We start from the raw sequence: 22933 nt of genomic DNA, 5'->3' as shown, positions 1-22933 counted from the left end.
TTTGCCCGGCCATCCTGACCGGGCAATGTTCTTTCTTTTAAACCTCAATCTCCGCCATATCGCCTTTCTCTTGCAACCAGTTACGGCGGTCTTCCGAGCGTTTCTTCGCCAGCAGCATGTCCATCATCGCGTCAGTACGCTGATCGTCTTCATCATCAATGGTTAACTGCACCAGACGGCGAGTATTCGGATCAAGCGTAGTTTCGCGCAATTGCATAGGGTTCATTTCCCCCAGCCCTTTAAAACGCTGAACGTTCGGCTTGCCTTTCTTGCGTTTTAATTGCTCAAGTACGCCCTCTTTCTCTTCTTCTGTCAGCGCGTAATAGACCTCTTTACCCAGATCAATACGGTAGAGCGGTGGCAGAGCAACGTAAACGTGACCATGTTTCACTAGCGTGCGGAAGTGTTTTACAAACAGCGCGCAGAGCAGCGTGGCAATGTGCAGGCCATCGGAGTCCGCATCCGCGAGGATACAGATCTTGCCGTAACGTAGCTGGCTAAGATCATCGCTGTCAGGATCAATACCGATCGCAACCGAAATATCGTGCACTTCCTGCGAGGCCAGTACTTCATCGGAAGAGACTTCCCAGGTGTTAAGGATCTTACCTTTCAACGGCATGATCGCCTGATATTCACGATCGCGCGCCTGCTTGGCGGATCCGCCTGCGGAGTCCCCTTCCACGAGGAACAGTTCGGTACGGTTAAGATCCTGCGCAGTACAGTCAGCCAGTTTGCCAGGCAGCGCCGGGCCGCTGGTCAGCTTTTTACGTACCACTTTTTTGGCGGCACGCATACGACGCTGGGCGCTGGAAATCGCCATCTCAGCAAGTAGTTCCGCCGCCTGGACGTTCTGGTTCAGCCACAGGGTGAAGGCATCTTTAACCACGCCAGAAACGAATGCCGCACATTGACGCGAAGAGAGACGCTCTTTGGTCTGCCCGGCAAACTGCGGATCCTGCATTTTTACTGACAACACATATGCGCAGCGATCCCAGATATCTTCCGCCGACAGTTTCACGCCGCGCGGCAGAATGTTGCGGTATTCGCAAAACTCACGCATCGCATCCAGCAAGCCCTGACGCAGACCGTTAACGTGCGTACCGCCCTGCATCGTTGGGATCAGGTTGACGTAGCTTTCGGTCAGCAGTTCACCGCCTTCCGGTAGCCACAGTAGCGCCCAGTCAACCGCTTCAGTATCGCCAGCGAAATTACCGATAAACGGTTTTTCCGGCAGTGTCGGTAAACCGTTTACCGCTTCCGCCAGGTAATCGTTCAGACCGTCCTGATAGCACCAGCGTTGCTCAGTGTTGTTGATCTCATCTTTAAAGGTGATCTCAACGCCGGGGCACAGTACTGCTTTGGCTTTCAGTACATGTGTAAGCCGGGAAACAGAAAAGCGCGGGCTGTCAAAGAAGGTTTCATCCGGCCAGAAGTGCACGCTGGTGCCGGTATTGCGTTTACCGCAAGTGCCGACGACCTGCAAATCCTGTACCTTTTCGCCATTTTCAAACGCGATGTTATAAATCTGGCCATCGCGGCGCACGTTGACTTCTACGCGCTTCGACAAGGCGTTAACCACCGAAATCCCCACGCCATGCAGGCCGCCAGAGAACTGGTAATTTTTGTTAGAGAATTTACCGCCTGCGTGCAGACGGCAAAGAATCAGTTCAACCGCCGGTACACCCTCTTCAGGGTGAATATCCACCGGCATCCCGCGACCATCGTCAATCACTTCTAACGACTGGTCAGCATGTAAAATTACATCCACGCGTTTTGCGTGACCCGCCAGTGCTTCATCGACACTGTTATCAATAACTTCTTGCCCCAAATGGTTAGGGCGAGTGGTATCGGTATACATCCCCGGACGGCGGCGAACCGGCTCAAGCCCGGTGAGTACCTCAATGGCATCAGCGTTATAAGTTTGCGTCATGTTTAAGTTAGCAATTCGAGTTGATCGTCAGAGATGGTGCAGACCAAGAAAATCGACGATCGGGTTGAAATAATCTTCGAAGCCCGTGAATGCGTGGTTGCCGCCTTCTATTACAGTCTGGCGGCAGGAAGCGTAGTACGCCACCGCCTGGCGATAATCCAGCACTTCATCTCCCGTCTGTTGCAGCAGCCAGATAAGATCCGGCGCTTCCAGCGGGTCAATCTGCATGACTTTGAGATCGTAAATATGGCGTGACTCTAGCACATATTGCTGCCCGGTGTAGGGGTTCTCGTTCTGACCGAGATAGTCTGTTAGCAATTCAAACGGGCGCACCGCCGGGTTTACCACCACTGCGGGCAGCATAAAACATTGCGACAACCAGGTGGCGTAGTAACCCCCCAGTGATGAACCGACGATACCCAGCGAATCGCCGCCATGTTCCAGGACAATGGATTCCAGCAGTTCTGCCGCATCGGAAGGATACGGCGGCAACTGCGGAATAATCATCTCAACGTCAGGGTGATGTTCCGCCAGCCAGTTTTTCAACAAGCTCGCTTTTGCAGAACGCGGCGAGCTGTTGAAACCGTGTAAATAAAGAAGCGTAGACATCAGTAACCTTCTGAAGCGGTATCAGGTTGGAAACGCGTGTCCGCAAGGCGGTGCACTTCGGTAGTCAGCGTGCCATCAGCATGTAACTCCAGCGTACGCCAGCCGGGAGCAATGGTGTCCAGCGTGAAGTTGGAACAGTGTGGTTTAAATTGTACACAGGTCGACGGCGTTGCCATCAGGCGGCGCCCGTTCCAGTCGAGATCGAGTTCCTGATGAATATGACCACACAGCAGATATTTGACGTGCGGAAACTTCGCCAGCACATTATCCAGTTCACCTGCGTTACGCAGACTGTGTTGGTCGAGCCAGCTACAGCCTGCAGGCAGCGGATGATGGTGCAGTAGCAGCAACGTATGGCGCTCTGGCGCATCAGACAGCTTACGCTCCAGCCAATCAAGCTGAAACTCGCTCAATTCGCCGTGCGGTACGCCAAACACCTGGCTATCCAGCAGCAAGATTTGCCATTGCTCACCGATAAACACACGCTTCGCCGGGGAAATACCCGCATCCTGTAACGCGCTGTACATCGCAGGCTGGAAATCATGGTTTCCCGGCAGCCAGACGCAGGGCGCACGAAAGCTTGCGATGCCTTCCGCAAAGTGCAGATAGGCCGCAGCAGTTTGATCCTGCGCTAAATCACCTGTCGCGACAATCAGGTCGAATTCGTGCTGGTGTGGACGAATCGCCTCCAGCACAGCCTGGTAGCTCTCCCAGGTGTTTACCCCCAACAGGGCTTCGTGCTTTTGTGCAAACAGGTGAGTGTCGGTAATTTGTAAAATCCTGACTCTGGCCTCACCAGCCAGAGGAAGGGTTAACAGGCTTTCCAAATGGTGTCCTTAGGTTTCACGACGCTAATAAACCGGAATCGCCATCGCTCCATGTGCTAAACAGTATCGCAACCAATCCGCTAAAAACTGATTAATTTGATGCTTTTCGTCGCGTTGATGCAACTTTTTATTAGGATAATCATACCGCGCTTTGAAGCGAAAAATCTGCTGGCTTGAACACACTTCAGCCACCATCGCGTCATGATACAGACGCACCGTCATTGACGGAAGGCTCCAGTAACTGATCGCGGGCGCAGTCTGTTCTATTGTCACCAGGGTAGTGTATCGGGTCGATTCCACTATCGTTAGCCGATAATGTGCGTTTGCCACCTGATAGCTTATAGTTTCGCCGGGTGCATCATTGCGCGGTAACAAACGGCGCAATTGTGAAAAGTTCATCTCGCACAGGCGCATCATTTCAGGAAAGTCAGGTGTGTAACGCTTCATTTATGCCCACTCATTTTTTAACGCTTGATGATGCAGTTGCAGCCATTGCAAAGCGATGACTGACGCTGCGTTGTCGATTTTCCCCTCTTCTACCCACTGGTAGGCCTGTTCCCGGCTTACCACATGAACGCGAATATCTTCGTTTTCATCAGCCAGACCGTGAATACCGCTTGCGGTCGTGGCGTCCACTTCGCCCACCATAATTGACGAACGCTCACTGGTGCCGCCTGGGCTTGCCAGGAAACTTAACACCGGTTTGGTTCGTTTGACTATCAGCCCCGCCTCTTCAATCGCTTCGCGTCGGGCGACATCTTCCACACTTTCCCCCTCTTCAATCATCCCGGCAACCATTTCCAGTAGCCAGGGCGTTTCGCTGGTGTCATACGCGGCAATCCGTATCTGCTCAATCAACACGACTTCATCACGCACTGGGTCAAAGGGTAGCAAGACTGCGGCGTGACCGCGCTCAAAAATTTCTCTGCGGACTTCATGACTCATTTGCCCGTTGAATAGACGATGACGAAACCTATAAAGATCTAATGAAAAAAAGCCGCGATAAAGTGTTTCTCGTGCAATAATTTCTACATCGTTTTTGCCAAATGTAACGGGCAGGTTGTCTGGCTTAAGCATGGTTAATGTCCTGGCACTAATAGTGAATTAAATGTGAATTTCAGCGACGTTTGACTGCCGTTTGAGCAGTCATGTGTTAAATTGAGGCACATTAATGCCCTATGGCACGTAACGCCAACCTTTTGCGGTAGCGGCTTCTGCTAGAATCCGCAATAATTTTACAGTTTGATCAGCGCTAAATACTGCTTCACCACAAGGAATGCAAATGAAGAAATTGCTCCCCATTCTTATCGGCCTGAGCCTTTCTGGGTTCAGTACGTTGAGCCAGGCCGAGAACCTGATGCAAGTTTATCAGCAAGCACGCCTTAGTAACCCGGAATTGCGTAAGTCTGCCGCCGATCGTGATGCTGCCTTTGAAAAAATTAATGAAGCGCGCAGTCCATTACTGCCACAGCTAGGTTTAGGTGCAGATTACACCTATAGCAACGGCTACCGCGACGCGAACGGCATCAACTCTAACGCAACCAGTGCATCCCTGCAGTTGACTCAGTCCATTTTCGATATGTCGAAATGGCGGGCGCTGACCTTGCAGGAAAAGGCTGCCGGTATTCAGGACGTCACCTATCAGACCGATCAACAAACCTTGATCCTCAACACCGCGACCGCTTATTTCAACGTGTTGAATGCTATTGACGTGCTTTCCTATACCCAGGCGCAAAAAGAAGCGATCTACCGTCAGTTAGATCAAACCACCCAACGTTTTAACGTGGGTCTGGTGGCGATCACCGACGTGCAGAACGCCCGCGCACAGTACGATACCGTGCTGGCGAACGAAGTGACCGCACGTAACAACCTCGACAATGCCGTTGAACAACTGCGTCAGATCACCGGTAATTACTATCCGGAACTGGCGGCCCTGAATGTCGAAAACTTCAAAACCGACAAACCACAGCCGGTTAACGCGCTGCTGAAAGAAGCAGAAAAACGCAACCTGTCGCTGTTACAGGCACGTTTGAGCCAGGATCTGGCGCGCGAGCAAATTCGCCAGGCGCAGGATGGTCACTTACCGACGCTGGATTTAACGGCTTCTACCGGGATTTCTGACACCTCTTATAGCGGTTCGAAAACCCGTGGAGCGAACAGTGCCCAGTATGACGACAGCAATATGGGTCAGAACAAAGTGGGTCTGAGCTTCTCGCTGCCGATTTATCAGGGCGGGATGGTTAACTCGCAGGTGAAACAGGCACAGTACAACTTTGTCGGTGCCAGCGAACAACTGGAAAGCGCACACCGTAGCGTCGTGCAAACCGTGCGTTCCTCTTTCAACAACATTAATGCATCTATCAGTAGCATTAACGCTTACAAACAAGCCGTTGTTTCCGCCCAAAGCTCATTAGACGCGATGGAAGCGGGCTACTCGGTCGGTACGCGTACCATTGTTGATGTGTTGGACGCCACCACTACGCTGTACAACGCCAAACAAGAACTGGCAAATGCGCGTTATAACTACCTGATTAACCAGTTGAATATTAAATCAGCTCTGGGTACGTTGAACGAGCAGGATCTGCTGGCACTGAACAATGCGCTGAGCAAACCGGTTTCCACTAACCCGGAAAACGTTGCGCCGCCAACGCCAGAACAGAATGCTATTGCTGATGGCTATGCGCCTGATAGCCCGGCACCTGTTGTTCAGCAAACATCCGCACGCACTACCACCAGTAACGGTCATAACCCTTTCCGTAACTGATGACGACGACGGGGCTTCGGCCCCGTCTGAACGTAAGGCAACGTAAAGATACGGGTTATCTGCCGCATTCTTCCCCCTTCTCGCTTCAATTTCGACCAGCCATCCTCTATTCTGATGGGTATTTACCACTGGTCCCGGAAGACAAAAATGAAACGGACAAAATCCATACGCCACGCATCGTTCCGCAAAAACTGGAGCGCACGCCATCTGACACCTGTTGCTCTCGCGGTTGCCACTGTTTTTATGCTGGCAGGCTGTGAAAAGAGTGATGAAACAGTGTCTCTGTATCAAAATGCTGATGATTGTTCAGCGGCAAACCCAGGCAAAAGTGCAGAATGCGCCACTGCGTACAATAATGCGCTGAAAGAAGCGGAACGTACTGCGCCGAAATACGCCACCCGTGAAGACTGTGTTGCTGAATTTGGCGAAGGTCAATGCCAGCAGGCACCTGCTCAGGCTGGCATGGCGCCAGAAAACCAGGCGCAGGCTCAGCAATCCAGCGGTAGCTTCTGGATGCCGCTGATGGCCGGTTACATGATGGGACGTCTGATGGGCGGCGGCGCGGGCTTTGCGCAACAACCGCTGTTCTCTTCGAAAAATCCGGCCAGCCCGGCTTACGGCAAATACACTGATGCCACCGGTAAAAACTATGGCGCAGCCCAGCCAGGCCGCACCATGACCGTACCGAAAACAGCCATGGCGCCGAAACCAGCCACCACCACCACCGTTACCCGTGGCGGCTTTGGTGAATCTGTTGCCAAACAAAGCACCATGCAGCGTAGCGCAACCGGCACTTCCTCTCGTTCAATGGGCGGCTGATACCGATGGAAAGAGTCAGTATTACCGAGCGCCCGGACTGGCGCGAGAAAGCTCACGAGTACGGTTTCAATTTCCATACCATGTACGGTGAGCCGTACTGGTGTGAAGATGCTTACTACAAATTGACCCTCGCCCAGGTTGAAAAGCTGGAAGAGGTCACCGCTGAACTACACCAGATGTGCCTGAAAGTGGTGGAAAAAGTGATCGCCAGCGACGAGCTGATGACCAAATTCCGCATTCCAAAACACACCTGGAGTTTTGTGCGTCAGTCATGGCTGACGCACCAGCCGTCGCTTTATTCGCGTCTTGATCTGGCGTGGGATGGCACTGGCGAGCCTAAACTTCTGGAAAATAACGCCGATACGCCAACGTCACTATACGAGGCGGCGTTCTTTCAGTGGATCTGGTTGGAAGATCAGCTTAACGCGGGCAACCTGCCGGAAGGCAGCGACCAGTTTAACAGTCTGCAAGAAAAGCTCATTGACCGTTTTGTCGAGTTGCGTGAGCAGTACGGCTTTCAGTTGCTGCATCTCACCTGCTGTCGCGACACAGTGGAAGATCGTGGCACCATTCAGTATTTGCAGGACTGCGCGACTGAAGCTGAAATCGCCACCGAGTTTCTGTACATCGACGATATCGGTTTAGGCGAAAAAGGTCAGTTCACGGATTTGCAGGATCAGGTCATCGCTAACCTGTTCAAACTGTATCCGTGGGAATTTATGCTGCGCGAAATGTTCTCCACTAAGCTTGAAGATGCTGGCGTGCGTTGGCTGGAACCGGCGTGGAAGAGCATTATCTCCAACAAGGCGCTTCTGCCGCTGCTGTGGGAGATGTTCCCGAATCACCCGAACCTGCTGCCCGCTTATTTTGCGGAAGATGATCATCCGCAAATGGAAAAATATGTGGTTAAACCGATCTTCTCCCGTGAAGGCGCAAACGTGTCGATCATTGAGAACGGTAAAACCATTGAAGCAGCGGAAGGTCCGTATGGCGAAGAAGGGATGATTGTTCAGCAATTCCATCCACTACCGAAATTTGGCGACAGTTATATGCTGATTGGAAGTTGGCTGGTGAACGATCAACCTGCCGGAATTGGGATTCGTGAAGACCGAGCATTAATCACCCAGGACATGTCACGGTTTTATCCGCATATTTTCGTTGAATAATACTGTTCAATATTGCCCCATTTACTGGGGCAATTTATTATAATCCGCAAATCATCACTCCCACCTATATATAATCAACTACATCTATTACCTTTATTTAACATTAATTCCTAATTTAATATTAGATCGTCATATGCAAGCGATATTGTAATTAAATTAACTAATAAAACCACATAGTAACTTGTTGTTTTATATGCTTATTTATAACTTTTATTGCACCAAAAATAGATTTAATAATTAAAAAACAATGTCGCTGGGATCACACTACACAATATTGAATATTGTTATTGATATATTGCCCCCCTAGTATCGACTAAAAGAAAATATTTGTTACAGAGAAATACAAAAATCTAAATCAAGTAAAAAAGCATTTATAACAACTATTAGAAATACACTTTCATTCGTCAAATGAATTTATTAGTACCATCTCAACAGTCGATATTCATCATTATTATATATTTGCGTTATATAAGGAGATATATCCATGTTTGATAAATATAGAAAAACTCTGGTAGCCGGAGCTGTGGCGATAACTCTGGGTTTGTCAGCATCAGGGGTGATGGCAGCAGGTTTTAAACCTGCACCACCTGCCGGGCAACTCGGCGCAGTCATCGTTGATCCCTACGGTAATGCTCCTCTGACTGCTGTGGTTGATTTAGATAGCCATGTCATTTCTGACGTCAAAGTTACCGTCCACGGGAAAGGCGAAAAAGGCGTTGAAATCAGCTATCACGTGGGTCAGGAGTCACTAAAAACTTACGATGGTGTACCGATTTTTGGTCTTTACCAGAAATTTGCTAACAAAGTAACCGTTGAGTGGAAAGAAAACAGTAAGGCCATGAAAGATGATTACGTGGTGCAGACTTCCGCCATCGTCAATAATTACATGGATAACCGCTCCATCTCCGACCTACAGCAAACCAAAGTTGTTAAAGTCGCGCCAGGTTTTGAAGACCGCCTCTATCTGGTTAATACCCATACCTTTACTGCGCAAGGTTCCGACCTCCACTGGCATGGTGAGAAAGATAAAAATGCCGGGATCCTCGATGCGGGTCCGGCAACCGGCGCACTGCCTTTTGATATCGCGCCATTCACCTTTATCGTCGATACCGAAGGTGAATACCGCTGGTGGCTGGATCAAGACACCTTCTACGATGGTCGTGACCGCGATATCAACAAGCGTGGTTATCTGATGGGCATCCGCGAAACGCCACGCGGCACCTTTACCGCAGTACAGGGTCAGCACTGGTACGAGTTCGACATGATGGGTCAGGTGCTGGAAGATCATAAACTGCCGCGCGGATTCGCTGACGCCACTCATGAATCCATTGAGACGCCAAATGGCACGGTACTGTTGCGCGTAGGTAAGAGTAACTATCGTCGCGATGACGGCGTACACGTCACCACCATTCGTGACCATATCCTCGAAGTCGATAAATCTGGTCGCGTTGTCGATGTATGGGATCTGACGAAGATCCTCGATCCGAAACGCGATGCACTGCTCGGCGCGCTGGATGCAGGTGCAGTTTGCGTTAACGTTGACCTTGCCCATGCAGGACAACAGGCAAAACTGGAACCAGATACACCGTTTGGCGACGCTCTGGGTGTAGGGCCAGGCCGTAACTGGGCGCACGTTAATTCCATCGCTTATGACACAAAAGATGACTCAATTATTCTCTCCTCTCGTCATCAGGGCGTAGTGAAGATTGGTCGTGATAAGCAAGTGAAATGGATCCTTGCACCATCTAAAGGCTGGGAAAAACCGCTCGCCAGCAAGCTGCTGAAACCTGTTGATGCTAACGGCAAACCTATTATTTGTAGCGAAAATGGTCTGTGTGAAAACTCAGACTTCGACTTTACCTACACCCAGCATACCGCCTGGATTTCCAGTAAAGGTACGCTCACTATCTTTGATAATGGCGACGGTCGCCATCTGGAACAACCTGCCTTACCAACCATGAAATATTCCCGCTTTGTGGAATATAAGATTGATGAGAAGAAAGGCACCGTTCAGCAAGTTTGGGAATACGGTAAAGAACGTGGCTACGATTTCTATAGCCCAATCACCTCCATCATTGAATATCAAGCCGACCGCAACACCATGTTTGGCTTCGGTGGTTCTATTCATTTGTTCGATGTCGGGCAGCCAACCGTCGGTAAGTTGAACGAAATAGATTACAAAACCAAAGAAGTGAAAGTGGAAATCGACGTGCTGTCTGATAAACCCAACCAGACTCACTATCGTGCGCTGTTAGTCCGTCCACAGCAGATGTTTAAATAATTAAGAAGGGAATAAAAAATGTCGAAATTAGGGATCTCATCACTGTTTAAAAGTGTACTGCTGACCGCAGCTCTGGCGGTTTCATTTACCGCATCTGCATTCACCGAAGGCACGGATTATATGGTTCTGGAAAAACCGATTCCGAACGCCGATAAAACGCTGATTAAAGTGTTCAGCTATGCCTGCCCGTTCTGCTACAAGTATGACAAAGCAGTGACTGGCCCTGTCTCTGAAAAAGTGAAAGATGTCGTTGCTTTCACGCCTTTTCATCTGGAAACCAAAGGTGAATACGGCAAACAAGCAAGCGAAGTCTTTGCGGTCTTGATAAATAAAGATAAAGCAGCAGGCATTTCCTTATTTGATGCTAACTCTCAGTTTAAGAAGGCCAAGTTTGCCTACTACGCGGCATATCACGACAAAAAAGAACGCTGGTCTGACGGCAAAGATCCCGCTGCCTTTATCAAAACTGGTCTGGATGCCGCAGGTATGAGCCAGGCGGATTTTGAAGCAGCACTGAAAGAGCCAGCGGTACAAGAAACACTGGAAAAATGGAAAGCCTCTTATGAAGTTGCAAAAATCCAGGGAGTTCCGGCGTATGTCGTCAACGGTAAATATCTGATCTACACCAAGAGTATTAAATCCATTGATGCAATGGCAGACCTTATCCGTGAGTTAGCAAGCAAATAACAGGGAAACTGGCTATGGGTATTAAGGGAATGTGGAAAGACCTACGCACATCACCGGTGAACACGCTGGTCAAATGGCAGGAACAACGCTTTTTGTGGTTGTTAATGGCCGCTGCGATGGGCGCGCTGATTATCCTCGCGCACTCGTTCTTCCAAATCTATCTCTACATGGCACCATGCGAACAATGCGTTTACATTCGCTACGCCATGTTTGTAATGGTTATTGGAGGATTGGTTGCGGCGATCAACCCGAAGAATATCGTCCTTAAGTTGATTGGCTGCGTGATGGCATTTTACGGCAGCATTATGGGACTGAAGTTTTCGCTCAAACTGAACGATATCCACCATGCGGTACATAACCCGGATCCCGATTCACTGTTTGGCGTGCAGGGTTGCTCTACCGATCCCACTTTCCCCTTTAACCTGCCGCTTGCACAGTGGGCACCAAACTGGTTCAAACCGACCGGAGATTGTGGCTATGACGCGCCAATCGTTCCCGATGGCGTCACACTGAGTAGTATGCAGCAGTGGTTTGTAGAGATGTATCAGCAATCTGAAGGCTGGTATCTGCTACCGCCGTGGCACTTTATGAACATGGCACAGGCATGTATGTTGGCTTTTGGTCTCTGTTTATTACTGCTGCTAGTGATGAGCGGCGCATGGGGACTCAAGCTGCTGAAAAAGTAAGGTAACGAGAACCGAAGCCAGCAATGTGGCTTCGGTTCTTCTCATCTTTTAACCTACCTGCACCGACAACATGCTTAAACTGCCCATCTCTATACCATCAACCGGAACAGTCACCGGCTCCTGACCATCCCACGCACCTAACACATACAACAGTGGCAGAAAGTGTTCCGGTGTTGGATTCGATAACGCCCCACCTTCATGGTCGAGGTAGTTCACTAGTGGATGCTCTTCAACCGCCCCTTGCCACGTCAGATTCGCTTTCACATACTCATTGAACGACATCGCCCACGGGTACGGTGAACTATCGCCATGCCACTTCACCGTGCGCAGGTTATGCACCACGTTGCCACTGGCAACTAACATTATCCCTTCATCGCGCAGCGCCGCCAGCTTACGTCCCATTTCGAAATGCCAGGCGGCGGGTTTAGTACTATCGATACTCAACTGCACCAGCGGGATGTCAGCGTCAGGATACATCTTAATCAGCACGCCCCAGGAACCGTGGTCAAAACCCCAGGCTTCTTTATCCAGGGTAACAGGTACTGGCGCCAGCAATTCGACCAGTCGCTGTGCCAAAGCAGGTGAACCCGGAGCCGGATAATACGTTTCGTATAACGCCTGAGGAAAGCCGCCAAAGTCATGAATTGTCGGTGGCGTTTCCATTGCTGTTACTCCCGTGCCACGGGTAAACCAGTGCGCAGAAATAGCGACTATCGCTTTCGGGCGCGGCAATGTCTCGCCTAGCCGCTGCCAGGCCTGGGTATATAAATTATCTTCCAGCACGTTCATCGGGCTACCGTGACCTAAAAACAATGCTGGCATACGCGTTGAAGACATGATGATATCCTTAATTGAAGGTGTCATTTTGATATCCTCACAATACGCTTGTTCGGTGGGCGAAGAACCCAGATAACCATGATGATCATCATCAGTTATTTTGAAGCTCCACCTGAAGTTGAAGAATTATAAGGAGTTGTCGATGTCAGTACCTCTCATTCTGACCATACTGGCGGGGGCAGCCACGTTTATTGGCGCGTTTCTCGGCGTTCTTGGACAAAAACCCTCAAACCGACTGCTGGCGTTTTCGCTGGGATTTGCGGCGGGGATTATGTTGCTCATCTCATTAATGGAGATGCTTCCTGCCGCATTAGCCGCCGAAGGGATGTCGCCTGTGCTGGGCTACGGTATGTTTATCGTTGGTTTGCTGGGCTATTTTGGCCTGGACCGCATGTTGCCACATGCTCACCCGCAGGATTTAATGCAAAAATCAGTGCAGCCGCTACCAAAATCAATCAAGCGCACTGCTATTCTGCTCACTCTGGGTATCAGCCTGCATAACTTCCCGGAAGGGATTGCCACCTTTGTCACAGCAAGCAGTAACCTGGAGCTGGGCTTTGGTATCGCTCTGGCAGTGGCGTTGCATAATATTCCTGAAGGTCTGGCGGTTGCAGGCCCGGTTTACGCGGCAACGGGGTCTAAACGCACCGCAATTCTGTGGGCAGGGATTTCTGGACTGGCAGAGATTCTCGGTGGTGTTCTGGCATGGTTAATCCTCGGTAGCATGATTTCTCCAGTGGTAATGGCAGCAATCATGGCGGCGGTTGCAGGTATTATGGTCGCACTTTCCGTTGATGAATTAATGCCATTGGCTAAAGAAATTGATCCCAATAATAACCCCAGCTATGGCGTTCTATGTGGAATGTCAGTGATGGGGTTCAGTTTAGTACTGCTACAAACGGCAGGAATTGGTTAAAAACGGCTTCAGATGTTGTCCGGCGCATGGACAACATCTGCAAACATCACAAAAGCCCTATTCCAGCTTTTCTGCTGCCTCTTCTCTCGCACTGTTTAAGTATTTGTTCCGCGCTTCCAGCAGTGCGTCTCTGTCCTGGCGGAACGCCCGACAATAACGTTTCAGATGCAGGAAATAACCCACCACAGCCAGCGCAATCAATACAATCCAGTACCAGGCGATAAACATCCTTTTTACCCTTAACATTTAACATTACTAAACATTTGGCGCATAAATTTCACATATCCTTTTTCGGATATATTCATATGGTCGCATAATAACGAAACAATTATATGATTTTGATCATAATGAAAAAGGTTGCCTGATATTAATGAAATTTTCTCATAGAAAGAGAAGCGGAATTAACATCTTGCATAATGAAGGCAAAATAAAAACCGAAGCCAGCAACAACTTCGGTTTCTTGATTAACGCGGTAAATTAAGCAGCGATTTTCAGCTGGCTTTACGCTCATGTGCCTGACGGTATGACACCAGATCTTCGATAGTAACCAGTGCCATATTGTGTTTATTCGCAAACTCGATGCACTCTGGCGCACGCGCCATGGTGCCATCATCATTCGTCAACTCACACAGTACACCTGCCGGTTTAAAGCCTGCCAGCGTCATCAGATCAATAGTCGCTTCAGTATGACCACCGCGAGTCAGTACACCACCTGCCTGCGCGCGAAGTGGGAAAACGTGGCCCGGACGATTCAGATCTGACGGTTTCGCGCCATCGGCAATAGCAGCACGAACGGTTGTAATACGATCAGCGGCAGAAACACCGGTAGTCACACCTTCAGCAGCTTCAATGGTCACGGTAAAACCGGTGCCATAGGCACTGGTGTTATTTTCCACCATCATCGGCAGATCAAGCTGTTTACGACGATCTTCGGTGATACACAGGCAAACAATACCGCTACCGTGGCGAATGGTCAGCGCCATCTGCTCAACGGTCATCGTTTCTGCCGGGAAGATCATATCGCCTTCGTTTTCACGGTCTTCATCATCAAGCACCATTACACCGCGTCCTTCACGCAGCGCAGCCAGTGCATTTTCAACACGTTCGAAAGGCGTACCAAAAGAGGAAAGTAGCGTCTGATTCATGGTAAAAAAACCTCACTAAAATTATGGTTACCAGAATCAGGGCAGTCTTAGGAGTGGCGGCTTATAGCCAAAATAACGTGAGCGGGTCCATGCCCGACAGAATCGTTACTCTCTCCCATCCGGACTTTAACCGTCGGCCCCGGAATTACACCGGATCTGCTGTCCTTTGAGTTTGCACCCAAAGCGCTCGCGGGCTTTCAACTATGTTCATAAGCAATGTTCATACGTTGATTTACCGCCGGTGGGGAATTTCGCCCCGCCCTGAGAATAAGCGGATTCACTATAACGCTAATGATTAGCGGCGGCAACGCATAGGTTCACATAATTCTGGTTTATGCCTTACCCTTATCGCACTACAATGGCACTTAACACCTATCAGTACAGGGAAACTACAATGATTGACCCGAAAAAAATTGAGCAAATCGCTCGCCAGGTTCACGAATCAATGCCTAAAGGAATCAGGGAGTTCGGGGAAGATGTGGAGAAAAAAATCCGCCAAACCCTCCAGGCGCAGCTGACGCGTCTCGATCTTGTGAGCCGTGAAGAATTCGACGTTCAGACGCAGGTTCTGTTACGGACCCGTGAGAAACTGGCGTTACTGGAACAGCGCATCAGTGAATTGGAAGCGCGCAATAACCCGGTAGCAGAAGTTCAGTCTCCTCCAGCTATCCCACCCGTTGATAAAGCAGAATAAAGCAACACAAAAACGGGCCAAATGGCCCGTAATATCAATGTTCTAATTCCAGTTCTTTTGACTGTGTCATCCGCTGGCAATACCAGGCATAGCGGGCGCAAAACCAGGTCCGATGTTCTTCATCCATATTACCGGTGACGGCCAGAATATCGACCGGGCGGCCTTCAGAATGCATTCTGGCAAAACTACGCGCCAGGAAATCGAAATTATTTAAAGAATTAAGACTATGATCCATAAGCACATCCTCCGGTTATCGCATACCTTTTAAGGCTATATGCTTTTTCTGATTTCAGTATTCCCTAATCAGTGTAGTGCCTTTAAACATAACGTGCGTAAATATATTGTTTAGGATCACACTTTTTCTAAAAATAAAAAATAACATTAAAGGACTTCTCCTTTTAAGAACTCACTAACATATGTTATTATTAGTCAGAGCAAATGTAAGCAAGGAAACCATACCATAATAAACAATGCGTCACTGAATGGACGATGGAGTGACTGATGATTTTATTTGCCGACTATAACGCACCTTATCTTTTCGCTATTTCCTTTGTACTATTAATCGGTCTGTTGGAAATTATTGCCATTATCTGTGGCCATATGCTCTCTGGCGCTCTTGATGCACATCTTGATCATTACGATTCCATAACCACAGGTAATATTAGTCAAGCGTTTCATTATCTCAATATCGGAAGGCTGCCAGCCCTCGTCGTCCTCTGCCTGTTAGCCGGTTTCTTTGGACTGCTTGGCGTTTTGCTACAGCACACCTGCATCTTGCTCTGGCAAGCCCCACTCTCGAATCTGTTCGTTGTTCCAGTCAGTTTACTGCTCACCATTATCATGGTGCATTATACCGGCAAGATAATTGCCCCCTGGGTTCCACGTGACCATAGCTCTGCTATTACCGAAGAAGAATATATTGGCTGCATGGCATTAATTACCGGTCATCAGGCAACTTCAGGTCACCCCTGTGAAGGAAAACTCACCGATCAATACGGTCAAACACACTATTTATTACTGGAACCTGAAGAAGGTAATTTTTTTAATAAAGGTGACAAGGTGTTAATTATTTGCCGGCTTTCTTCAACGCGGTATTTAGCTGAAAAAAAACCCTGGCCAAATATATTATAAATATTTAATTAAAAGGAAATTTAGTAATGGATGATATTGTTAATTTAGTGCCTTCCTGGATGTTTATGGCGATTGTTGCCGTATGCGTTCTATTTATTATTGGTATTATTTTCGCGCGACTTTATCGTCGGGCATCTGCCGAGCAGGCATTTGTCCGTACCGGATTAGGCGGACAAAAAGTGGTTATGAGTGGCGGCGCAATTGTTATGCCGATCTTCCATGAAATAATCCCTATCAATATGAATACATTGAAACTGGAAGTCAGTCGCTCGACGATTGATAGTTTAATTACGAAAGATCGTATGCGTGTCGATGTCGTGGTCGCTTTCTTCGTGCGGGTAAAACCGTCGGTAGAAGGCATCGCCACCGCCGCTCAGACGTTAGGGCAACGAACCTTATCGCCGGAAGATTTACGGATGCTGGTCGAAGATAAATTCGTCGATGCTCTGCGTGCCACCGCAGCACAAATGACTATGCATGAGTTACAGGATACGCGCGAAAACTTCGTTCAGGGGGTGCAAAATACCGTTGCAGAAGACTTGTCGAAAAACGGTCTGGAACTGGAAAGCGTGTCACTTACCAACTTTAACCAGACCTCTAAAGAACATTTTAATCCGAACAACGCCTTTGACGCCGAAGGTTTAACCAAGCTGACGCAGGAAACAGAACGCCGTCGCCGCGAGCGTAACGAAGTTGAACAAGATGTGGAAGTCGCAGTACGTGAGAAAAACCGTGATGCGCTGTCGCGGAAGCTGGAAATTGAACAGCAAGAAGCGTTTATGACACTTGAGCAGGAGCAGCAGGTTAAAACCCGCACCGCAGAGCAGAATGCGAAAATTGCGGCTTTCGAAGCTGAACGTCGTCGTGAAGCAGAGCAGACGCGTATTCTGGCTGAACGGCAAATTCAGGAAACAGAAATCGACCGCGAACAGGCCGTGCGCTCAAGAAAAGTTGAGGCCGAACGCGAAGTTCGCATTAAAGAAATCGAACAGCAGCAGGTCACCGAAATCGCCAACCAGACGAAATCGATCGCTATTGCGGCCAAATCGGAACAGCAGTCACAAGCGGAAGCGCGTGCCAACCTCGCACTTGCAGAAGCGGTAAGCGCCCAGCAAAACGTGGAAACAACTCGTCAGACCGCCGAAGCCGATCGTGCCAAGCAGGTTGCTCTGATTGCCGCAGCACAAGACGCGGAAACCAAAGCGGTCGAACTGACCGTCCGAGCGAAAGCTGAAAAAGAAGCCGCAGAGATGCAGGCGGCAGCAATCGTAGAGTTAGCTGAGGCAACACGTAAAAAAGGCCTGGCGGAAGCGGAAGCACAACGTGCATTGAACGACGCTATCAACGTACTTTCTGACGAACAAACCAGTCTTAAGTTCAAGCTGGCGCTGTTGCAGTCTCTTCCTGCAGTAATCGAGAAATCCGTAGAACCGATGAAGTCTATCGACGGTATTAAAATAATTCAGGTGGATGGACTGAATCGTGGAGGCGCTACGGGTGATGCGACATCAGGCTGCGTTGGTGGGGGTAATCTGGCAGAACAGGCGTTATCAGCCGCCCTTTCTTACCGCACACAGGCACCGCTTATTGACTCTCTCCTCAATGAAATCGGCGTTTCAGGCGGTTCGCTGGCGGCATTGACTTCACCATTGACTCCATCGATACCCATCGCAGATAACGTAGAGTAAATCTTCTTATATCCACATCCCTGGCTCAAAAAGCCGGGGATTTTTTATATCTGCGTTCCGCTAAAAAGTGCAAATGATCAGCTTGTTACAGCGTTTTGCGAGTCGACTCGGGGAAGGTAAAACTGCATCAGAGGAAGCATTGCGCGGGGTCTGCCGCTCATCAACAATCGGGGAGTCAGTAAGGGGCTGAAACGGGAAAGCCCCTCCCGAGGAAGGAGCCTTACAGAAGGAAAGGGTTATGATGAAGTTCGTCATCATACTGGTTGTGTTGTTACTGTTAAGTTTCCCGACTTACTAACAACTCATCAGAGGGGGGAGAAATCCACCCTTACCCTTGTTCCTTTACTCTAGGTTGAAAAAACAACAGCGTCAATAGGCCTGCCAGGTACGAAACGAGATCTGTGAACCGCTTTCCGGTTAGCCTTTTTTATCCTGTTGGATCTTCTTGATGATATTGGTCGTCGAGCAACCGTCTTCAAAGTTGAGCACCAGCACTTCACCGCCGTTGGCCCAGACTTCTTCACTCCCGGCGATCTCTTCCGGTTTATAGTCGCCGCCTTTCACCAGCAGATCTGGCAAGATGCCGGCGATCAGGCGCTGCGGCGTGTCTTCTTCAAACGACACCACCCAGTCGACAGCTTCCAGTGCGCCCAGCACAATCATACGCTGTTCGAGCGGGTTAACCGGACGAGAATCCCCTTTCAGTCGTTTGGTGGAAGCATCGCTGTTCACTGCGACAATCAGGCGGTCACCCAGTTTGCGGGCGTTTGCCAGATAGGAGACATGCCCGGCATGGAGAATGTCGAAGACGCCGTTGGTCATTACCACTTTTTCACCGCGTTTACGCGCCGCCGCTACGGCCAGCTTCAGTTCCTCTTCGGTCATCACGCCAAAGCCGGTGTCCGCACGTCCACGCACCGCGTTTTCCAGCTCAATCGGCGAAACCGTGGAGGTTCCCAGTTTGCCGACCACTACGCCCGCCGCCGCATTGGCAAAGAAGCAGGCTTCTTCCAGCGAATTACCCGCCGCCAGTGTTGCCGCCAGTACACCAATTACCGTGTCACCCGCACCGGTAACGTCATACACTTCCTGCGCCTGGGTTGGCATATGCAGCGGCGCTTTACCCGGTTGCAGCAGCGACATACCCTGCTCTGAACGGGTCACCAGCAGCGCAGAAAGTTCGTAATCGGCAATCAGTTTCATGCCACGTTCAACAATCTCTTCTTCGGTCTTACATTTACCGACAACGGCTTCAAATTCTGAGAGATTTGGCGTCAGCAGCGTAGCGCCACGGTAACGTTCAAAATCGGTGCCTTTTGGATCAATCAGCACCGGAACGCCCGCCTTACGCGCCAGTTGGATCATCTGCTGCACGCTTGCCAGCGCACCTTTGGCGTAGTCAGAAAGCACCAGCGCGCCAATCGAACTTAGCGCCTGATTAATCCGCTCATGCAGCGGCTGCGGATCAACACCTTCGAAACCTTCTTCGAAATCCAGGCGGATCAACTGTTGGTTACGGGAAAGCACCCGCAGTTTGGTGATGGTCGGATGCGTTGGCACAGAAACGAAGTCGCATTTTACGTTGACGTCCGCCAGTGATTTACTCAGCGCACGCGCCGCATCATCAATACCGGTCAACCCGACCAGGCGAGCGTTAGCACCAAGAGAAGCGATGTTCATCGCCACGTTGGCTGCGCCGCCCGGACGTTCTTCAATGGTATTAACTTTAACCACGGGCACCGGCGCTTCCGGCGAGATACGGCTGGTGGGACCGTACCAGTAACGATCCAGCATCACATCACCAACCACCATCACTCCTGCACGTTCAAACTCTGGCAGCGTTACTTTCATTCCTGTCTCCTGAGAGATTCAAAATTTGCGCGCGATAATATCACACTTCATTCTTCCACCAGCCACTTCTGCCAGCTTGCCCGCACCAGTTCACGCTCTGCGGTGAAGCACTCATCCGGCACATGACCCGGTAATTCCTGTAACGCCAGATGATGAAGTTCATCGCGCAGCGTGGTGTAAGCACGGGTCAGCGCCATCGCTTCCTGCTCTTCCATAATGTCGTTTTGCGCCAGCAGTTCCAGAATGCGCACGTTGTCTGACCAGCGCGTTAACTTCGTTTTTTCATGAGCGTAGCGCAACACCAGATATTGAGTAATAAATTCGATATCGGTAATTCCGCCTTCATCGGCTTTGATATCAAAGCGATCGCGATGTTTATTGCCGAGATGAGCGCGCATTTTCTCACGCATTTCCCGTACTTCCGTTTGCAGAGTTTTACTTTCACGCGGCAGCATCATAATTTCCCGACGCACCGCGTCAAAGTGCGCAGTGAGCTGTGGATCGCCATATACCACACGCGCACGAACCAGTGCCTGATGTTCCCACGTCCAGGCCTCGTTTTTCTGATAATCAGCAAACGCTTCAGCGGATGTCACCAGCATTCCCGCTGCCCCGGACGGACGCAGCCGCGCATCCACTTCGTACAAAATGCCGGAAGAAGTGCGCGTACTAAACAGATGCATAATGCGTTGCGCCAGACGCAGATAAAATTGCCGCCCATCGATTTCCCGCTCGCCGTCGGTCATCACATCCATCGGGCAATCATGGAGGAAGATAAGGTCAAGATCGGAACTGTAACCTAACTCCCAACCGCCCAGCTTGCCATAACCGACTACCGCAAAACCACGGCCTTCGCGTTCGTTTAAGTGATTCAGCTTACCGTAGCGGGCGACCATTTGAACCCACGCCTGCTGAACGACAGCATCTATCATTGCTTCCGCCAGCCAGGTTAAGTGATCGCTCACTTTCATCACCGGTAGCGTACCGGCGATATCCGCTGCCGCAATGCGTAACAGTTGCGCCTGTTTAAACTGGCGTAGCGCCTCAAGCTGTTGTTCTTCGTCATCTTCCGGCACGCGCAGCAAATACTGGCGCAACTCATCACGGTAGGCATCGGTCGCCGTCGGTTGGTAGAGGGTATTTGGATCGAGCAGTTCATCCAGCAATAATGGATAACGCGCCAGTTGGCTGGCAATCATCGGCGATGCGGCACACAGAGAAATCAAATGCTTAAGTGCCGCCGGAAATTCACTAAGCAACTCAAGATAAGTGGTGCGAGTAACAATCCCCACCAACAAGGCGGTAATACGCGACAGCGTGACAGCAGCGTCTTCACGCGCACAGACATCACTTAGCAGATGCGGCATCAGATGGTCGAGCACCTGACGCCCGCGAGGCCCAATGGTGCGTTTATCCAACTCTTTGCGGAAATCGGCAATCAGCGTTAGCACCTGTTTGCGATCATCCTCGCTAAGATGCGCCAGCACTGGCGTGGTGTCATCTTCCTGCAACGCATCCTGCCACAGCTCACGCCACTGTTCCGACAGCGACTCTTCCTGAGTTTCGCTTTCATCGTCGCCAATCAGTTCATTAAATACCCGGCGCACATTGGTCATATGTCCGGTCAACGCCCCGGTCAATTGCGACCAGTCAGCGAAGTCCATCGCCCACGCCAGCCGCGCACGGTTAAGCTCATCAGCGGGAAGCGTCTGGGTTTGTTCGTCGTTAATGCTTTGCAGCAGGTTTTCCAGACGCCGCAGGAACAGATATGCCACTCGCAATTGTTCGGCGTCATTTTCAGAAAGCAGATGCAGTGCGGCAATGGCGCTGAGTGTCGGCAGTAAAGAGCGCGATTGCAGCGACGGTTCACGTCCGCCGCGAATGAGCTGGAACACCTGGACGATAAATTCAATTTCGCGAATACCGCCCGCGCCAAGTTTGATGTTGTCGGTCAAACCGCGTCGACGCACTTCACGGGCAATCATCCCTTTCATGTTGCGCAGCGACTGGATGACGCTGAAATCGATGTAACGGCGGAAAACAAACGGACGCAGCATCGCACGCAATTCGTTAGCATAGACGCCATCGCTATCGCCCATAATCCGCGCCTTGACCATCGCATAACGCTCCCAGTCGCGCCCCTGCTCCTGGTAATAATCTTCCAGCGCCGCAAAACTCAACACCAGCGGGCCGCTTTCGCCAAACGGACGCAGACGCATATCCACGCGATAGACAAAGCCATCTTGCGTCGGTTGATCCAACACTTTAATCAGCCGCTGGCCCATGCGGGTAAAGAACTGAGCGTTATCCAGTTCGCGGCGTCCGCCCTGCGTACAGCCATGTTCCGGCCAGGCAAAAATCAGATCGATATCTGAGGAGAAATTCAGTTCCCCACCGCCCAGCTTACCCATGCCTAAAATCAGCAGCGGTTGCGCTTCGCCCTGCGCATTGCACGGCGTTCCCCACTCGCGACAGCAGGCTTCATATAGCCAGTCACGCGCTGCGACAATCAGCGTCTCCGCCAGATGGCTGAGCTGCTGTAAAATGCTCTCTTCAGTCACCAGCGCCAGAGTTTGCGCCCAGGCGATGCGCACCATAATGCGCCGCCGGAACAGACGCAGCTCGCGCATTAAACTGACTTCATCGCTTACATCACTGAGCGCCTTCTGCAACCATGCAGCGTAATGCTGCCATTCGTCGGCCTGCGGCGACTGGCTTTCCAGTTCCGTTAGCCACTCTGGATGCGCAATTACGCTGTCCTGCACAAAATCACTAAAAGTAAGTACTGACTTCGCCTGTGTGCTAAGTGATTCCTCGGCTAAAGGCGCTGGCAGCCGCTCAACAACGGTCTGCCAGTACTGCTGTAACGGTGAAGAGAGCGGCTTCATAAGCGATTTTATCC

22 protein-coding genes and 1 riboswitch are annotated in these 22933 nt (G+C 50.4%); of the genes, 11 read left to right on the top strand and 11 right to left on the bottom strand.

Annotated elements, in window-relative coordinates; translation table 11 throughout:
* Positions 1-37 precede the first annotated feature (37 nt).
* From parE to nudF, 5 genes are read right to left on the bottom strand one after another with little or no spacing between them, the layout of a single operon-like run.
* Complete coding sequence (gene parE / locus LG381_RS07795; protein WP_000195277.1) at positions 38-1930, bottom strand: DNA topoisomerase IV subunit B; 1893 nt, start codon at positions 1928-1930, stop codon at positions 38-40.
* A gap of 27 nt (positions 1931-1957) precedes the next feature.
* The gene (gene yqiA / locus LG381_RS07790; RefSeq protein ID WP_000105733.1) at positions 1958-2539 is read right to left on the bottom strand and encodes an esterase YqiA; all 582 of its coding nucleotides are present in this window, start codon (positions 2537-2539) and stop codon (positions 1958-1960) included.
* Positions 2539-3366, bottom strand: coding sequence for a 3',5'-cyclic-AMP phosphodiesterase (gene cpdA / locus LG381_RS07785; RefSeq protein WP_000444758.1), 828 nt, complete (start codon positions 3364-3366; stop codon positions 2539-2541). The genes yqiA and cpdA overlap by 1 nt, the downstream gene beginning before the upstream one ends.
* 24 nt (positions 3367-3390) lie before the next feature.
* Entirely contained in the window at positions 3391-3813 is a 423-nt protein-coding gene (locus LG381_RS07780) for a DUF1249 family protein (RefSeq protein ID WP_000833387.1), read from the bottom strand.
* Positions 3814-4443: an ADP-ribose diphosphatase gene (nudF, locus tag LG381_RS07775; protein ID WP_000917117.1), complete on the bottom strand. Its 630-nt coding sequence runs from the start codon at positions 4441-4443 to the stop codon at positions 3814-3816. It lies immediately after the preceding gene.
* Positions 4444-4648: 205 nt separating this feature from the next.
* On the opposite strand from nudF, the gene tolC reads away from it, so the two are divergent.
* From tolC to dsbI, 6 genes are all read left to right on the top strand, one after another.
* A complete protein-coding gene (tolC, locus tag LG381_RS07770) occupies positions 4649-6130 on the top strand; it encodes an outer membrane channel protein TolC (protein WP_000735301.1) in 1482 nt (493 codons plus the stop codon).
* A gap of 147 nt (positions 6131-6277) precedes the next feature.
* Positions 6278-6949 (top strand): DUF1190 family protein, encoded by a 672-nt coding sequence (locus LG381_RS07765; protein WP_000831533.1) that lies wholly within the window; start codon positions 6278-6280, stop codon positions 6947-6949.
* 5 nt (positions 6950-6954) lie between these two features.
* The gene (locus LG381_RS07760) at positions 6955-8115 is read left to right on the top strand and encodes a glutathionylspermidine synthase family protein (RefSeq protein WP_000442852.1); all 1161 of its coding nucleotides are present in this window, start codon (positions 6955-6957) and stop codon (positions 8113-8115) included.
* A gap of 484 nt (positions 8116-8599) precedes the next feature.
* A complete protein-coding gene (locus LG381_RS07755; protein ID WP_225762217.1) occupies positions 8600-10396 on the top strand; it encodes an aryl-sulfate sulfotransferase in 1797 nt (598 codons plus the stop codon).
* Between the two features lie 18 nt (positions 10397-10414).
* Positions 10415-11083 carry a thiol:disulfide interchange protein DsbA/DsbL gene (locus LG381_RS07750; RefSeq protein ID WP_000040018.1) on the top strand — a complete coding sequence of 223 codons (669 nt, stop codon included), beginning with the start codon at positions 10415-10417 and terminating at the stop codon, positions 11081-11083.
* A 14-nt stretch (positions 11084-11097) separates the two neighbouring features.
* A complete protein-coding gene (gene dsbI / locus LG381_RS07745) occupies positions 11098-11769 on the top strand; it encodes a protein-disulfide oxidoreductase DsbI (protein WP_225762216.1) in 672 nt (223 codons plus the stop codon).
* Between the two features lie 48 nt (positions 11770-11817).
* On the opposite strand, the gene ygiD is transcribed toward dsbI, so the two are convergent.
* Positions 11818-12606: a 4,5-DOPA dioxygenase extradiol gene (gene ygiD, locus LG381_RS07740; RefSeq protein WP_175119611.1), complete on the bottom strand. Its 789-nt coding sequence runs from the start codon at positions 12604-12606 to the stop codon at positions 11818-11820.
* Positions 12607-12748: 142 nt separating this feature from the next.
* Between ygiD and zupT the strand changes: the two genes are divergently transcribed.
* Entirely contained in the window at positions 12749-13522 is a 774-nt protein-coding gene (gene zupT / locus LG381_RS07735) for a zinc transporter ZupT (protein ID WP_000115866.1), read from the top strand.
* 57 nt (positions 13523-13579) lie between these two features.
* Here zupT and yqiD read toward each other — a convergent pair whose 3' ends face one another.
* Both yqiD and ribB read right to left on the bottom strand, forming a co-directional pair.
* Positions 13580-13750: a protein YqiD gene (gene yqiD / locus LG381_RS07730; RefSeq protein ID WP_000469260.1), complete on the bottom strand. Its 171-nt coding sequence runs from the start codon at positions 13748-13750 to the stop codon at positions 13580-13582.
* Between the two features lie 263 nt (positions 13751-14013).
* Positions 14014-14667, bottom strand: a complete 654-nt coding sequence (ribB, locus tag LG381_RS07725) for a 3,4-dihydroxy-2-butanone-4-phosphate synthase (RefSeq protein ID WP_001076999.1) — start codon at positions 14665-14667, stop codon at positions 14014-14016.
* A gap of 103 nt (positions 14668-14770) precedes the next feature.
* Positions 14771-14940: riboswitch (FMN riboswitch) on the bottom strand.
* Positions 14941-15061: 121 nt separating this feature from the next.
* Between ribB and ubiK the strand changes: the two genes are divergently transcribed.
* Positions 15062-15361 carry a ubiquinone biosynthesis accessory factor UbiK gene (gene ubiK, locus LG381_RS07720; protein WP_010347865.1) on the top strand — a complete coding sequence of 100 codons (300 nt, stop codon included), beginning with the start codon at positions 15062-15064 and terminating at the stop codon, positions 15359-15361.
* A 34-nt stretch (positions 15362-15395) separates the two neighbouring features.
* On the opposite strand, the gene glgS is transcribed toward ubiK, so the two are convergent.
* Positions 15396-15596, bottom strand: a complete 201-nt coding sequence (gene glgS / locus LG381_RS07715; RefSeq protein ID WP_010348753.1) for a cell surface composition regulator GlgS — start codon at positions 15594-15596, stop codon at positions 15396-15398.
* A 266-nt stretch (positions 15597-15862) separates the two neighbouring features.
* Between glgS and LG381_RS07710 the strand changes: the two genes are divergently transcribed.
* The 3 genes from LG381_RS07710 to ibsE all read left to right on the top strand — a co-directional run bounded on the left by LG381_RS07710 (position 15863) and on the right by ibsE (position 18478).
* On the top strand, positions 15863-16492 hold the full coding sequence (locus LG381_RS07710; protein ID WP_225762215.1) for an OB-fold-containig protein: 630 nt from the start codon (positions 15863-15865) through the stop codon (positions 16490-16492).
* Positions 16493-16518: 26 nt separating this feature from the next.
* Positions 16519-18180 (top strand): flotillin family protein, encoded by a 1662-nt coding sequence (locus LG381_RS07705; protein ID WP_000341010.1) that lies wholly within the window; start codon positions 16519-16521, stop codon positions 18178-18180.
* A 238-nt stretch (positions 18181-18418) separates the two neighbouring features.
* Positions 18419-18478, top strand: a complete 60-nt coding sequence (gene ibsE / locus LG381_RS07700) for a type I toxin-antitoxin system Ibs family toxin (protein ID WP_001387082.1) — start codon at positions 18419-18421, stop codon at positions 18476-18478.
* A gap of 119 nt (positions 18479-18597) precedes the next feature.
* Here ibsE and hldE read toward each other — a convergent pair whose 3' ends face one another.
* Positions 18598-20031: a bifunctional D-glycero-beta-D-manno-heptose-7-phosphate kinase/D-glycero-beta-D-manno-heptose 1-phosphate adenylyltransferase HldE gene (hldE, locus tag LG381_RS07695; RefSeq protein ID WP_000869176.1), complete on the bottom strand. Its 1434-nt coding sequence runs from the start codon at positions 20029-20031 to the stop codon at positions 18598-18600.
* A 47-nt stretch (positions 20032-20078) separates the two neighbouring features.
* A complete protein-coding gene (glnE, locus tag LG381_RS07690; protein WP_225762214.1) occupies positions 20079-22919 on the bottom strand; it encodes a bifunctional [glutamate--ammonia ligase]-adenylyl-L-tyrosine phosphorylase/[glutamate--ammonia-ligase] adenylyltransferase in 2841 nt (946 codons plus the stop codon).
* Positions 22920-22933 lie beyond the last annotated feature (14 nt).

Source organism: Escherichia sp. Marseille-Q3837, from assembly GCF_916618735.1.
GTDB classification, from domain to species: domain Bacteria; phylum Pseudomonadota; class Gammaproteobacteria; order Enterobacterales; family Enterobacteriaceae; genus Escherichia; species Escherichia ruysiae.
This window is presented reverse-complemented; position numbering and strand designations above follow the sequence as displayed.